This is a genomic window from Polynucleobacter sp. MWH-CaK5, from assembly GCF_018687615.1.
Lineage (GTDB): Bacteria > Pseudomonadota > Gammaproteobacteria > Burkholderiales > Burkholderiaceae > Polynucleobacter.
In genome coordinates, this window is sequence record NZ_CP061299.1 from 1,358,337 (window position 1) to 1,372,665 (window position 14,329).

At 45.6% G+C, this 14,329-nt stretch carries 12 protein-coding genes; 5 read left to right on the forward strand and 7 right to left on the reverse strand.

Going from position 1 to position 14,329, the window contains the following annotated elements:
• Positions 1 to 9: 9 nt before the first annotated feature.
• From dxs to xseB, 3 genes are read right to left on the reverse strand one after another with little or no spacing between them, the layout of a single operon-like run.
• Positions 10 to 1,914 carry a 1-deoxy-D-xylulose-5-phosphate synthase gene (gene dxs / locus GQ367_RS06860; RefSeq protein ID WP_215290202.1) on the reverse strand — a complete coding sequence of 635 codons (1,905 nt, stop codon included), beginning with the start codon at positions 1,912 to 1,914 and terminating at the stop codon, positions 10 to 12.
• A gap of 33 nt (positions 1,915 to 1,947) precedes the next feature.
• Positions 1,948 to 2,847, reverse strand: a complete 900-nt coding sequence (locus GQ367_RS06865) for a polyprenyl synthetase family protein (RefSeq protein WP_251370146.1) — start codon at positions 2,845 to 2,847, stop codon at positions 1,948 to 1,950.
• An 8-nt stretch (positions 2,848 to 2,855) separates the two neighbouring features.
• A complete protein-coding gene (xseB, locus tag GQ367_RS06870; protein WP_215290204.1) occupies positions 2,856 to 3,089 on the reverse strand; it encodes an exodeoxyribonuclease VII small subunit in 234 nt (77 codons plus the stop codon).
• Between the two features lie 154 nt (positions 3,090 to 3,243).
• On the opposite strand from xseB, the gene GQ367_RS06875 reads away from it, so the two are divergent.
• Together GQ367_RS06875 and GQ367_RS06880 are read left to right on the forward strand one after the other, a co-directional pair.
• Positions 3,244 to 4,344, forward strand: a complete 1,101-nt coding sequence (locus GQ367_RS06875; RefSeq protein ID WP_215290206.1) for an aromatic ring-hydroxylating dioxygenase subunit alpha — start codon at positions 3,244 to 3,246, stop codon at positions 4,342 to 4,344.
• 23 nt (positions 4,345 to 4,367) lie between these two features.
• On the forward strand, positions 4,368 to 5,219 hold the full coding sequence (locus GQ367_RS06880; protein WP_215290208.1) for a sulfurtransferase: 852 nt from the start codon (positions 4,368 to 4,370) through the stop codon (positions 5,217 to 5,219).
• Positions 5,220 to 5,257: 38 nt separating this feature from the next.
• On the opposite strand, the gene GQ367_RS06885 is transcribed toward GQ367_RS06880, so the two are convergent.
• From GQ367_RS06885 to polA, 3 genes are read right to left on the reverse strand one after another with little or no spacing between them, the layout of a single operon-like run.
• Positions 5,258 to 6,046 carry a ZIP family metal transporter gene (locus GQ367_RS06885; protein WP_215290210.1) on the reverse strand — a complete coding sequence of 263 codons (789 nt, stop codon included), beginning with the start codon at positions 6,044 to 6,046 and terminating at the stop codon, positions 5,258 to 5,260.
• Positions 6,043 to 6,948, reverse strand: a complete 906-nt coding sequence (locus GQ367_RS06890; RefSeq protein WP_215290212.1) for a dienelactone hydrolase family protein — start codon at positions 6,946 to 6,948, stop codon at positions 6,043 to 6,045. Before GQ367_RS06890 ends, GQ367_RS06885 begins: the two co-directional genes overlap by 4 nt.
• Positions 6,949 to 6,996: 48 nt before the next feature.
• Positions 6,997 to 9,822 carry a DNA polymerase I gene (polA, locus tag GQ367_RS06895; RefSeq protein WP_251370147.1) on the reverse strand — a complete coding sequence of 942 codons (2,826 nt, stop codon included), beginning with the start codon at positions 9,820 to 9,822 and terminating at the stop codon, positions 6,997 to 6,999.
• Between the two features lie 103 nt (positions 9,823 to 9,925).
• Here polA and GQ367_RS06900 point away from each other — a divergent pair, with 103 nt between their 5' ends.
• From GQ367_RS06900 to GQ367_RS06910, 3 genes are read left to right on the forward strand one after another with little or no spacing between them, the layout of a single operon-like run.
• Positions 9,926 to 10,231, forward strand: a complete 306-nt coding sequence (locus tag GQ367_RS06900; protein ID WP_215290218.1) for a hypothetical protein — start codon at positions 9,926 to 9,928, stop codon at positions 10,229 to 10,231.
• A 5-nt stretch (positions 10,232 to 10,236) separates the two neighbouring features.
• Entirely contained in the window at positions 10,237 to 11,244 is a 1,008-nt protein-coding gene (locus tag GQ367_RS06905) for a homoserine kinase (RefSeq protein WP_215290220.1), read from the forward strand.
• Complete coding sequence (locus GQ367_RS06910; RefSeq protein WP_215290222.1) at positions 11,231 to 11,995, forward strand: BPSS1780 family membrane protein; 765 nt, start codon at positions 11,231 to 11,233, stop codon at positions 11,993 to 11,995. Before GQ367_RS06905 ends, GQ367_RS06910 begins: the two co-directional genes overlap by 14 nt.
• Here GQ367_RS06910 and GQ367_RS06915 read toward each other — a convergent pair whose 3' ends face one another.
• On the reverse strand, positions 11,996 to 14,299 hold the full coding sequence (locus GQ367_RS06915; RefSeq protein ID WP_215290224.1) for a UvrD-helicase domain-containing protein: 2,304 nt from the start codon (positions 14,297 to 14,299) through the stop codon (positions 11,996 to 11,998).
• Positions 14,300 to 14,329: the final 30 nt, after the last annotated feature.

The following is a 14,329-nucleotide window of genomic DNA, read 5'->3' on the forward strand; positions in this document are numbered from 1 at the left end:
CCTGCAATTTTACGCAGCTTGCTGTTTTGCTGGAATTCCCAGCTTTTCTGCAATGGCTTTGCGGATACCCGCTGCATCCAGACCACATTCTTTCATCAGCAAGGCATGGTCCCCATGATCAACGAATCGATCAGGCAAACCAAGCACCAAAGTGGCCACTTTAATGCCCGCAACTGACAAAGCTTCAAGGCAAGCACTGCCTGCTCCACCACCCACAGCACCTTCTTCTAGGGTGACAATCAAGTCGTGCTCTTGGGCCATCTTGCACACAAGATCAACATCCAATGGTTTGATGAATCGCATATTCACAACGGTGGCATCAAAGTCAGGCGCAACTTCTAGCGCTGGGTACAACAAAGTACCAAATGCAAGAATCGCCACTTTTTTACCTTGAAGACCTGAAGTGCTCCGTCTGATTTCAGCTTTACCAAGCGGTAACTCTTTGAGCTCTTTGCTCACGACCGCACCAACTCCAGCGCCGCGCGGATAACGCACAGCCGATGGATGATTTTGTTTAAAGGCAGTGGTCAATAAATCACGGCACTCTGCTTCGTCTGCAGGAGCCATCAACAACATGTTTGGAATACAGCGCAAATAAGGGATGTCATAAGCGCCAGCATGTGTGGCACCGTCTGCACCCACCAAACCTGATCGATCCATCGCAAAGACAACTGGCAGATCTTGCAAAGCCACATCATGGATCAACTGATCGTAACCACGTTGCAAGAATGTTGAGTAAATCGCAACAACTGGTTTCATGCCTTCACAAGCCAAACCACCAGCAAAGGTCACCGCGTGTTGTTCAGCAATACCCACATCAAAATAACGATCAGGGAAACGTGCCTCAAAATCAACCAGACCAGATCCTTCGCGCATCGCTGGCGTGACAGCTACCAGGCGCTTGTCTGCCTCAGCCATATCGCACACCCAGTCACCAAACACTTGTGTGAATGTTTTTTTACTTGGGGTGTTTGGTTTTGCAGGTGCAATTCCTTGTGCAGGATCAAACTTGCCTGGTCCGTGATAAAGAATAGGATCAGCTTCTGCTAATTTGTACCCTTGTCCTTTTTTGGTGACCACGTGCAAAAACTGTGGGCCTTCACCATCAAGAGCCAAACGTCTGACGTTTTGTAGGGTTGGCACCAAAGAGTCAAGATCATGACCATCAATTGGACCAATGTAATTAAAACCAAACTCTTCAAAAATAGTTCCAGGCACAACCATGCCCTTAGCGTGCTCTTCTAATCTTTTTGCAAATTCTCGCAAAGGAGGTGCCATCGACAAAACACTGTCCAAACCTTTTTTAGTGGCAGCGTAAAAACGACCACTCATCAAGCGCGCCAAATAACGATTCAAGGCACCTACTGCTGGAGAAATCGACATATCGTTGTCGTTAAGAATCACGACCAAAGGCAAGTCCTTGTGTATACCGCCGTTGTTCAATGCTTCAAAGGCCATACCAGCACTCATCGCGCCATCACCAATCACCGCCACAGCCACGCGCTTTTCGCCTTGGGCACGAGCACCCAGTGCCATACCAATCGCTGCAGAGATACTGGTTGAAGAATGCGCTGTACCAAAAGTATCGTATTCACTCTCAGAACGACGCGGGAAACCTGAGATACCACCATACTGTCTGAGCGTGCCCATGCGCTCACGACGACCGGTCAAAATTTTATGCGGATAACTTTGATGACCCACATCCCAAATCAAACGGTCATAAGGGGTTTGAAAAACGTAATGCAAGGCCACTGTTAATTCAACAGTACCCAAATTAGACGATAGATGTCCACCTGTCTTCGCGACAGAATCCACCAAGAACTCGCGCAACTCTGCCGCAAGCTTTGGTAATTGATCACGATTTAATTCTCGTAAATCTTTTGGATCATCAATTGTTTTAAGTAAATCAGTCATAAATTATTTTAATTACAGCTTTCACAACAGCTATCAGCTATCTCTGTTTACTACTTTACTAGCAATAGCTCTTAACAAATCAGCATTTTCGCCCCAAACGCTCAGACTATCGAGGGCTTCTTGATGCAATTGTCTTGCAAATTCTCTTGCGCCCTCTAAACCCATCAAAGAAACAAATGTTGGTTTATTGGCAGCGGCATCTTTTCCGGCAGTTTTGCCCAAAGTTTGACTGTCTGAACTCGCATCCAAAACATCATCCACCACCTGAAATGCCAAACCTAAGGCACTGGCAAAAACATCCAAGGATTTCTTTTCTTGCTCATTCAAATCAATCGCAATCGCACCGATTTGCACAGCCGTCCTTAACAGGGCTCCCGTTTTTAAACGGTGCATCTGCTCGAGTTCGTTTTGCGTTAACTGTTTGCCAACACTTGCCAAATCAATCGCTTGACCACCTGCCATGCCAGCCATACCGCCGGCCATGCTCAGGCTTGTGATCACTTGCACTTTCTGTGCATCATTGAGTGCGCTTTGCGCAATCAACTGAAATGCCATAGTTTGTAGGGCATCGCCCACCAACAAGGCACTGGCTTCATCAAACGCTTTATGAACGGTTGGTCTGCCACGACGCAGATCATCGTTATCCATGCAAGGCAAATCATCATGAACCAATGAATATGTGTGAAACAACTCCAGAGCCACTGCACAAGCATCAACTCCAGCCACCTGGTCCAACTCTTTGCCAGCAAGACTGGCTGTTGCGTAAGTCAATAAAGGGCGAACTCGTTTACCACCACCTGTGGCGGCGTAGTGCATGGCAGTTTTCAAGCCTGATGCAACTGACGCTTGATCATCAAAATATCTGAGGATGGCCTGATCCACACGCTCCGTTGAACGTTGTAGCCAGACAGAAGTTGTATCACTCAGCTTCAAACTATTCCTTAACCCTGAACCATCTTCACTTGTTGCTCAACCTGCTCTAAAACATGCTGGCAATGCTTCAATAATTCAGCGCCACGCTTATAGGCCGTCAAGGTATCTTCAAGACTTAACTTGCCAGACTCCATGGTCGCGATCAAACCTTCGAGCTCAGAAACAGCATCCTCATAACGAAGATCAGGGCTCAAAGAAGTGGGGGAAGCAGAAGCAGCTTCAGCGCCAGTCTTTTTAGGCATAAAAATCCCTTTTATTTGATAAAAAACAATTCACTGACCGATTTTAAGGCTTTAGGGACGGTTATAATCTTTTTCCCTATCCAATATCGACCCGTCGATGGTTGGATTGGTTATTCCGCTTAGCTTCGGCTGACTTTTTTCGGGGGTGGGAAGAATGACTAATCTAGCTAGCGCGCAGCATCTTGCGCAGTCCAAGCTACAACTGCCAGTATCGGCTTACTTTGATGCAGAGCTGTATCAAAGAGAAATTGACCTGCTTTTTAAGCAGGGGCCTGGTTACGTCGGTCATGAGCTCATGGTCCCAGAGATTGGCGACTATCAAACTTTAAGCGCTGAGAATGAAGGTCGTGTATTGATCCGCAACGATCAAGGGATTGAACTGCTCTCAAATGTGTGTCGCCACCGTCAGGCCATCATGCTCAACGGACGAGGCCATGTAGACAACATTGTTTGCCCATTACACCGCTGGACCTATAAAACGGATGGCACCTTATTGGGTGCACCGCATTTTGATGATCAGCCTTGCTTGAATTTAGGTAAGAGTCCTTTGCAAAATTGGCAAGGTCTCTTATTTGAGGGCCCAAGAGATGTTCATAAAGATTTAATGAACATGGGTATTTCAAAAGATCTAGATTTTTCTGGATACATGTTGGATCACGTTGAAGTTCATGAATGCAACTACAACTGGAAAACATTCATCGAGGTCTACCTCGAGGACTATCACGTAGAGCCATTCCATCCTGGCTTGGGTAAGTTCGTTTCTTGCGAAGATTTATCTTGGCAATTTGGGGATTGGTACAGCGTACAAACAGTTGGCATTAAAAATCAATTGAAGCACGCAGGCTCACCAACCTATCAACGTTGGCACGAGGCAGTACTAAAAGCTCACCCAGAAAAAATGCCAAAACATGGCGCCATTTGGTTAACTTACTACCCGAACATCATGGTGGAGTGGTACCCAGGTGTTTTATGTGTGTCCACACTGCAGCCCATGGGCCCGAATAAAACCAGAAACATTGTTGAGTTTTATTACCCAGAAGAACTAGCTCTATTTGAACGTGAGTTCATTGAAGCAGAGAGGGCTGCTTACATGGAAACATGCATTGAAGATGACGAAATTGCAGAACGCATGGACCAAGGTAGAAAAGCCCTTCTTGATCGCGGCGTGAACGAAGTGGGCCCATATCAAAGCCCGATGGAAGATGGCATGCAACACTTCCACGAGTGGTACAGAAAAGCGATGTCCTATAAGTAAAGAAGTAACAAAACAAAGGATTGATGATGCTATTGATTGAAGCTGCAGAATTAAACAGTGACTTGGAATCAGGCAAAGCATTTTTATTGTTTGATTGCCGCTCCGATCTAGTCAACCCTAAAGCAGGATATGAATCTTATTTAGATGGACACATTCCATCTGCTATCTTCGTTGATGTTGATCATGATTTAGCTTCTGAGAAAAATGGTCAGAATGGCAGACATCCTTTACCAACGATTGAGCAATGGCTCAAAACATGTGCCAGTCTTGGCATCACAAAAGATAGCAACATCGTCATTTATGACAATCAGTCTTGTATGTACGCCGTCAGAATGTGGTGGATGTTAAGAGCCACAGGTCACAACAATGTTCGATTACTGAATGGTGGCTATGCCACTTGGTTGGCCGCTGGTTTTGCAACTGAAAAAACAGAAAACCAAAGACTCAATACTTCTGCTTCATCGAACACCAGTCAAGCAGCTGCCTATAAGGATGCGCTTTTAGCTTCAGACATTCTTAATAATTTATCCAGCAAAAAATTCGTGGTTCTGGATGCACGCTCAGCCGATCGCTTTCGTGGTGAAAATGAAACGCTGGATCCTGTGGGTGGTCACATACCTGGTGCGATCAATCGTTTCTTCAAAAACAACTTGGATGCCAATGGCCAATTTAAATCGGCCGACGTCTTAGCAAAAGAATTTAAAGAAGTTTTGGGTAACACTCCCAGTGAATCCATCATTCACCAATGCGGCTCAGGCATCACGGCTTGTCACAACATGTTTGCGATGGAATTGGCTGGTCTGAAATCATCCATGATTTATCCAGGCAGCTGGAGCGAGTGGTGTGCAGACCCTGCTCGCCCTATTGAAAAATAAATCGCTTGGGTTTTTAGCTCAGCAGTGACAAAAGAGTCCTAGTGACTATGACCCAAGTGGCTGAGTTCTGAAATAAACAAAACCAAAATAACGCCAAGAACAATCAAAACGATTTGCTCAAGCGATTCCTTGAGCTTTGGTCGTCTGTGCATCTGCGGCATCAAATCGCTCACAGCGATGTAAATAAAACTACTAGAAGCCAAAACGATGACGTATGGGATCAAGGCTTCTGCACTGTCTAAAAAGAAGTAGCCAAGCACGCCACCAATCACAGCCATCATGCTAGAAATGAAGTTATAGAGCAAAGCTTTTGCTTTACTAAAACCGGCATTCAACAAAATAATGAAATCACCCACTTCTTGCGGAATTTCATGCAAGGCAATCGCAACAGCCGTCAAAATACCAATTTGTGGATCCACTAAAAATGCAGCGGCAATCAAAATACCATCGGCAAAATTGTGTAAACCATCGCCCAATAAAATAACCCAACCACTCTTGCCAGCGGACTCCGCATCATGGCCATGATGGTGACCATGTCCATCGTGCTCGTGATGATGGCTGTGTCTTAAAAGAGCAGCCTTCTCCAAAATAAAGAAACCCAGCAATCCTGCGAGCAAGGCAATAAATAAAGAAGCAATATCAGCGCCAGGCGTTGTAAAAGCTTCCGGCAAAGAATGTAATAAAGCGGTCGCTAATAAAACACCGACCGACAAACTCACCATCTTGTTGACCATTCTTGATAGAACAGTCAAAGACAAACTGGCTGCAGCAGCAATACTCAATATCCCAGCCACCGTGGTGGCCAGGATGATCCAAACTAAAGTCATACAACCCCTTGTTGCTTGAACCACGCCAAGGTCTTGTCCCAACCATCTTTTGCTGGGCCTTCACGATAAGTGGCTCGGTAATCAGCGTGGAAAGCGTGCGGTGCGTCTGGATAAATTTCAAAACGAGATGCTTGTGCAGCCTTGTTATCTTTTGCAGCAGCCAAAGCTTGCTTCATTTGATCAACGCTCTCAAGAGAAATACCAGTGTCTGCGCCACCGTATAAACCTAGAACAGGCGCCTTCATTTGTGCAGCAAGGTCTACTGGGTGCAATGGGTTATTAGGTGTCTTGTCTCCAATCACACGACCATACCAAGCCACACCCGCACGCATTTGCGGAATTTGCGCACAAGCTAACCAAGTGATGCGGCCACCCCAACAAAAACCAGTGATACCCACACGTTTAACATCACCACCGTTTTTGCCAGCCCAATCAATACCAGCTTGAACATCAGCCATCACTTGCTCATCTGGCGTCTTACCAACGATCTCTTTCAAAATTTCAGCCATGGTGCCTAAAGTATTAGGATCCCCTGCTCTCACAAACAACTCAGGAGCAATGGCCATGTAACCCATCTTGGCAAATCTTCTTGCTACGTCGGCAATGTACTCATGAACGCCAAAAATCTCACTGATCACAAAAACCACAGGCAAACCATTTTTAGGCGCCTTCTTTGGTCTTGCTACATAGGCAGGAACATCAAATCCTTTAGAAGAAAAAGTGACCTCTTGCGCATCAATGCCGTCAAAGTTTGTTTGAATGGCCTGCGCCAAAACTGGTTCAGCAGCAGCAACATATCCCAAACCAACAGATGCAACAGCGCCCGCTTTTAAAAAACTGCGGCGATCGGTGCCCGTGTTATTCAATAGTGACTCAGCTTCTTTGATTAGATTCTTATCCACAGCATTCTCCTATAAATGTTTTAGTCGTTTTAGCGATCATTTTAATGATCAGTGGGCTTCTTCCCAATTAGAACCAACTCCAACTTCAACCAATAAGGGCACTTTCAATGAAGCAACACCCGTCATCAGTTTTGGTAAATTTTCTTTCACCAACTCTAGCTCAGACTCAGGCACCTCAAGCACCAATTCGTCATGAACTTGTAAAAGCATACATGTTTGCATGTGATTTTGCTCTATCCAATCCTGAACCGCAATCATTGCCAATTTAATCAAATCTGCCGCCGTTCCTTGCATCGGGGCATTGATCGCAGCTCTTTCAGCACCCTGGCGACGCATACCATTGGCACTTCTAATTTCAGGCAACCACAAACGACGGCCAAAAACCGTTTCAACATATCCATTTTCTTTGGCAATAACCCTGGTACTGGCCATGTAATCGGCCACGCCTGGGTACCTAGCAAAATAGGTGTCGATGTATTGCTGAGCGGCTGAGCGTTCAATGCCCAAATTGCCCGCTAAACCAAAAGCGCTCATGCCATAGATCAAACCAAAATTAATCACCTTGGCATAACGTCTTTGCTCTGAACTCACTTGATCAAGCGCCACATGGAACATTTCAGCGGCGGTGGCTTTATGAATATCTTCACCTGCTGCAAAAGCTTTTAACAAGCTCTCATCTTCAGCAATATGAGCCATGATGCGCAATTCAATTTGAGAGTAGTCTGCAGAAACCATGACTGATCCAGGTTTAGCAATAAAGGCTTCGCGAATCTTTCTACCTTCTTCAGTTCTCACTGGAATGTTTTGTAAATTTGGCTCGCTTGATGCCAAGCGCCCAGTAACGGCCACTGCCTGAGAGTAGTTGGTATGAACCCTGCCCGTTTTAGGATTGACCATTCTTGGCAATTTTTCAATATATGTTGATTGCAACTTGGCCAAGCTTCTGTAGTCCAAGATTCTGGCGGGCAAGGGATAGTTTTCCGCCAACTTCTGCAATACTTCTTCATCGGTAGATGGCGCACCAGAAGGTGTTTTCTTAACAACCGGTAGTTCAAGCTTGCCAAACAATATTTCAGCGATTTGCTTGGGCGACTGAATGTTGAAAGGCTGGCCAGCGAGTTCATGAATTTGTTTTTCTAATTCAAGCAAACGTTGTCCAACGATTTGACCCTGAGCGGCCAGCTTGGCACTGTCAATCAAAATACCGTTGCGCTCCATCACTGCCAAAGCCAACATCGCAGGCATTTCAATTTCGCGATAAATGCGCAATAACTTTTCATCGGCCTCAATGGCTGGATACATCGCGTGATGAAGTCTTAAAGTGATATCAGCATCTTCAGCCGCATATTGCGTGGCAGTTTCAAGATTGACTTGATCAAAAGTGATTTGATGAACACCTTTGCCACAAACTTCTTCATAGGCAATGGTTTTCTCACCCAAGTGACGCATCGCCAAGCTATCCATGTCATGACTTCTGTGCGACTCCAAAACATAAGACTGCAAGAGCGTGTCGTGCTGAATGCCACGAAGCTTGATGCCACAACCGTCAAAAATATGAATGTCATATTTCAAGTTTTGGCCAAGCTTGGCATGCTCATCACTTTCCAACCACGGCTTCAGTTTTTCAAGCACTGATTGCTTATTCAACTGATCTTCATTGGTGGTGTGAGCCAAAGGAATGTAACAAGCTTCCCCAGGCGAAACCGCCAATGAAATACCCACGAGATCAACTCTGAGAGCATCCAAACCGGTTGTTTCTGTATCAACACAGGTTAATGAGGCTGAATTGATTTTCTTTAACCAAACCTCGAGCTCAGCATCAGTGGTCACACATGAATAATGACGCTCGATTTTTTCAGTCGGCAGCTCAGCGACAAAGCCCAGCAAATCTCCACCTGACAACTCTTTTGTAACAGCAGGTTTTTCATCTTTTGCTTCTTGTGTTGATCCTTGATTTGCCCCTTGAGTTGCTGATGAAGCGGAGTTAGATCCACGATCCAACTCTCTTAGTAAAGATTTAAACCCAAATTGCGTGAACAATTCTCTGAGGGTTTCTTTGTCTTCTGACTTGGCATGAAGCTCATGTAAACCAATTAAATGTTCTTTGAGGTCACAGTCAATTTTGACGGTGACCAATTCTCTGGCTTTAGGTAACCACTCGAGGCTGGCACGTAAATTTTCTCCAACAACGCCCTTCACCTCAGCAGATCGTTTCATCAACTCATCCAAGGTGCCAAACTCATTCAACCATTTGACAGCGGTCTTAGGGCCGGCTTTAGGCACACCAGGAACGTTGTCCACGGTATCACCCATGATGGATAGGTAATCAACAATTCTTTCAGGTGGAACACCAAATTTATTTAATACGCCAGCAGTATCCAAACGCTCTTCTGTCATGGTGTTGATCAAACTGATGCCAGGTTCCACCAATTGCGCCAAATCTTTATCACCCGTTGAAATGAGCACATTCCAATCAGCCGCCTTGGCTTGCTTGGCCAAAGTTCCAATCACATCATCAGCCTCAATACCTGGCACAACTAATACGGGCCAACCCATGGCGCGCACCACTTGATGGATTGCATCAATTTGCATCGCCAGATCTTCTGGCATAGATGAACGGTTGGCCTTGTACTCTGGGTACATCTCATCGCGGAATGTTTTTCCTTTGGCATCGAATACACAAGCGATGTGATCGGCATCCAATTCTGTTCTGGCGCGCCTCATCATATTGACCATGCCTTGAATAGCGCCCGTTGGAAAACCTTGCGCATTGCGCAAATCTGGCATGGCATGAAAAGCACGGTAAAGGTAGCTAGAACCGTCAACTAGCAAAAGGCGATGTGTAGACATCCCACAATCGTACAATTGATGCATGATGACACCGACTTTTTCTCAAATGAACCCCTCAAAAAACACGTCTTTTAAGCTTGTTTTAAGTGGTCTTACTACAGCATTAATCCTTGTATCTCAAGGACTTATGGCACAGAGCTCGCAAGGTTTGAGCGCGGAAGAGTTGCAAAGAATCAATCAGCAGCCAATTGCCCCAAAAATCAAAAATAATGCTGAAACTGGTAAATCGGCTGAAAAAAAGCCTACTTTTCAGCATCAAGAGGCAGACGGAACAAGCATCAAGGAATACAAAGAAGGTGGCAAAGCAACTGAAGTAGTGGTTGAAAGCTCCTTTGGAACTCGCTACGAACTCAGCACTCCTGATGATGCGGCATCACCAAAAATCAGAGATCAGAACGTGAATCGTGTGCCAACGATTCGAATGCCCTTTTAATACTTATGGCGGTCTTCACCTCAGTCACTCTCGATGAAGTCAATGCTTGGTTGCAAAAGAACTACCAAGTAGGCATCGCTTCAGAACTAAAAGGTATTAGCAGCGGTATCGAGAATTCTAATTTCTTCTTGACCACGCAAATCGGTGGCACTCAACAAGAATTTGTTTTGACTTTGTTCGAACGTTTATCAAAAGAACAATTGCCCTACTATTTGGAGTTGATGGAGCATTTGTCAAAAAAAGGCATCAAGGTTCCAGCTCCTATTAGAAACAATGCTCATCAGATCGTTGGCGACTTAAATGGCAAACCTGCCACCATCGTTTCAAAGCTTTCTGGAAAATCATTTTTAAATCCTTCAGTGCGCCATTGCGAATTGGTGGGCGAGGCATTAGCCAAAATGCATTTAGCAGGTCAAGACTTTCAGTTATCACAAGCCAACCTGCGCAGCATTGATTGGTGGAAAAGCACCGTGCCTTTGGTCATCCCTCATCTGAATCCAGCTCAAGATCAACTGATTCAGTCAGAGCTTGCAGCACAAATCAATTTCTTCAATAGTGCCGAATACCAATCACTGCCCTCAGGGCCAAGTCACTGTGATTTATTCAGAGACAATGTGTTGTTTGACAACGCATCTGGGCAAGATGAACTCGGTGGATTTTTTGACTTCTATTTCGCCGGCAACGATAAATGGTTGTTTGATTTGGCGGTCACCATCAATGACTGGTGCATCGATTTAGCCACTGGTCAAATTGACCCAGCAAGATACGCTGGCATGATTGAAAAATATCAAGCGGTTCGATCTTTTGAGCCAGCAGAAATCAATTCTTGGAACATGATGTTGCGCGCAGCTGCTCTGCGCTTTTGGGTGTCACGCCTTTGGGACTATCACCTCCCCCGAGAGGCAAAAATGTTGACACCACATGACCCTACTCATTTTGAGAGAATTCTGATCTCACGTCGTGAGGTAAGCTCTAATATTCTGAACAACTCTGATAAACATGCAACTAAATAAAGCACCATCCGGCGACGGTTACGTTTGGGTAAGACAAGGCTTCTGGCTTTTTAAGAAAAACCCACTGGCATTTCTGATGCTGGTATTTCTATACGTCTTCATTGCTCAGTTCGCAATCCTGATTCCTGTGTTCGGAGTTTTTGCAGTCTTGCTTTTGACGCCAGCCCTCACCGTTGGCTTCATGACAGCCTGTCAAATGGTGATTCGTGGAGAGAGAGTGATGCCCACCGTCTACCTCGCAGGCTTCAGAGGCACTGACTCAATCACCAAAAAGAATTTATTGGTATTGGGCACAGTCTATGCCTTTGCCATTTTGATTTTAAGTTTGATTGCCAGTGCTTTTATTGATTTCAAGCAATTGGTCACACTCTTAACGCAACAACAACCTCCAACCATCAGAGATGTTCAAGGTTTGTACACAGGCCTCACCATTGGTCTTTTACTTTATTTGCCAGTGGCCATGGTGATGTGGTTCGCACCCATCTTGGTTGCTTGGGAAAAAATGTCAGTGGCTCAAGCACTCTTCTCAAGCTGGGTGGCTTGCTGGACCAATAAATCTGCCTTTATTTTTTACTTGATGATTTGGGCGGTCCTGATTGTTGCTGTGCCATTTTTCTTGGAAGCACTTCTTGACAGCATTGGTCTTCGAACCGCCATCCCATTCATCATCCCGCCTTATTCAATGGCAGCTCTGACAGTTATGTACTGCTCATTCTTTGCCACCTGGAAAGCCTGCTTCAACAAAGAATGATCAATCAATGGCGGTTAATTTAGCAATCGCTAATTGCAACCATTTAGGGCCGTGGCGATTGAAGTTCACATTGGCCTTGGCTTGATCAGCTTGACCTTCGATGGCCAAAATTCTTCCCTCACCAAATTTTGTGTGAAACACGCTTTGCCCAACTCTGAAGCCATGTCCATTGTCTTTTTGCGGCAAGCTGCTGACCGGTACAGTGATGGCACTGTTTCTAGAAGACCTTGGAATCGTCGCTGCAGGCCCACCCCAATCACTGCCTTCAGACCATGACGGCATTCTGGTGGTCGTCGTACTGCTGCCCCAACGTGCATCTTTGTTTTTAGGCGTCAAATGCTTCAAAGACTCTGCTGGTAATTCATCCAAAAATCTTGAAGGCAAGTTATATCTCACCTGACCATGCAGCAGTCTTGATTGTGTGTGAGATAAAAATAATCTTTCCTTGGCTCTGGTGATCGCCACGTACATCAAGCGTCGCTCTTCCTCAAGACCATCATCTTCATTGATGCTGTTTTCATGAGGGAACAAACCTTCTTCCAAACCAGTGATAAAGACGTTGGTGAACTCAAGACCTTTGGCAGCATGCACGGTCATCAACTGAACAGCGTCCTGACCTGCTTGCGCTTGGTTATCTCCTGCTTCTAGTGAAGCATGCGCCAAGAAGCCAGCCAAAGGCGACATCTCAGTGATCACTTCATTCTGATCTGTACCAGCCACCGTATCTTGGGCAAAGCCTTCTTCAGCGATGAACGCTGTGGCAGCGTTGACCAATTCTTGCAAGTTCTCTACACGGTCTTGACCTTCACGCTCTGTCAAATAGTGCTGAATCAAACCGCTGTGCTGAATCACGTAATCAACAGTCTCAGGCAGTGTGTTGTGACGCGTGGCATCACGCATGTGATCAATCAAGCGCACAAACGCTGAAATGGATGTTCCTGCTTTACCCTCCAAATAAGGGGCTGCAGCATAGAAAGAACAATTATTTAATTTGGCACTGTCTTGCAAGGTTTCAATACTTTTCGCTCCGATGCCACGAGTTGGAAAGTTCACCACTCGCGCAAAGGAAGTATCGTCATTCGGGTTTTCTAATAAACGTAAATAAGCCAGCGCATGTTTGATCTCAGCACGTTCAAAGAATCGCAAACCGCCATACACACGATAAGGAATGCCCGCAGAAAATAGTCCATGCTCGATGATGCGTGACTGAGCATTGCTGCGATACAGAATAGCGATCTCTGTGCGCATGCTGCCCGTGTTGATCAAGCTCTTGATTTCATCAACCATCCACGCAGCTTCAGTGCCATCAGTGGCAGCTTCGTAGACTCTCACAGGCTCACCGTGACCTGCATCTGTTCTAAGGTTCTTACCAAGACGCTCAGTGTTATTGGCAATCAGATGATTGGCAGCATCCAGGATGTGTCCGTATGAACGATAGTTCTGCTCAAGCTTTACCAAGTAAGGCTTGTAGTGACGCTCAAACAATTTCATGTTCTCAACATCAGCACCCCTGAAGGCATAAATACTTTGATCATCATCACCGACCGCAAACACGGAGCTTGGTGATGATGTGCCGTGACCGGATAAAAGTTTTAGCCATGCGTATTGCAAAGCATTGGTGTCTTGAAACTCATCAACCAAGATATGACGGAATCTTTCTTGGTAATGCTCACGTATCGGTTGGTGATGTTTTAAAAGCTCATAGCTGCGCAGTAACAATTCTGCAAAATCAACCACGCCTTCACGCTGACACTGCTCTTCGTAAGCCTGATACAACTCAACCATCGTGTTTTGGAATGAATCGCCACGGTCCATGTCTTTGGCGCGCATGCCTTTTTCTTTGGCATGGGCAATAAAGTACTGCAGCTGCTTGGGCGGATACTTTTCATCATCAATTTTGAGTGACTTTAAAAGCCTTTTGATGGCTGACAACTGATCTTGGGTGTCCAAAATCTGGAATGTGGATGGCAAGCCGGCGTCTTTGTGGTGAGCTCTCAATAAACGATTACAAAGGCCGTGGAAGGTGCCAACCCACATACCCCGGGTATTGATCGGCATCATGGCAGAAAGACGCGTCAACATCTCTTTGGCGGCCTTATTGGTGAAGGTCACCGCCAAGATACCTACTGGAGATGCCTGACCTGTTTGAATCAACCAAGCGATTCTGGTGGTCAATACCTTGGTCTTACCGCTGCCAGCACCAGCTAAAATCATGGCTGATTGACTATTACCTGCCTCATTAACCGGCGGCAAAGTCACAGCTTCTAGCTGTTCTGGATTTAAATTATTAAGAATATTCGTCACATGCGCCTTTACGTTCAACAAAAAATTATA

Bases quoted from the DNA above. Each gene is read 5' to 3' on its own strand.
- dxs (WP_215290202.1), bottom strand. From the start codon at position 1,914: ATGACTGATTTACTTAAAACAATTGATGATCCAAAAGATTTACGAGAA.
- xseB (WP_215290204.1), bottom strand. From the start codon at position 3,089: ATGCCTAAAAAGACTGGCGCTGAAGCTGCTTCTGCTTCCCCCACTTCT.
- GQ367_RS06875 (WP_215290206.1), top strand. From the start codon at position 3,244: ATGACTAATCTAGCTAGCGCGCAGCATCTTGCGCAGTCCAAGCTACAA.
- GQ367_RS06880 (WP_215290208.1), top strand. From the start codon at position 4,368: ATGATGCTATTGATTGAAGCTGCAGAATTAAACAGTGACTTGGAATCA.
- GQ367_RS06885 (WP_215290210.1), bottom strand. From the start codon at position 6,046: ATGACTTTAGTTTGGATCATCCTGGCCACCACGGTGGCTGGGATATTG.
- polA (WP_251370147.1), bottom strand. From the start codon at position 9,822: ATGCATCAATTGTACGATTGTGGGATGTCTACACATCGCCTTTTGCTA.
- GQ367_RS06900 (WP_215290218.1), top strand. From the start codon at position 9,926: ATGGCACAGAGCTCGCAAGGTTTGAGCGCGGAAGAGTTGCAAAGAATC.
- GQ367_RS06905 (WP_215290220.1), top strand. From the start codon at position 10,237: ATGGCGGTCTTCACCTCAGTCACTCTCGATGAAGTCAATGCTTGGTTG.
- GQ367_RS06910 (WP_215290222.1), top strand. From the start codon at position 11,231: ATGCAACTAAATAAAGCACCATCCGGCGACGGTTACGTTTGGGTAAGA.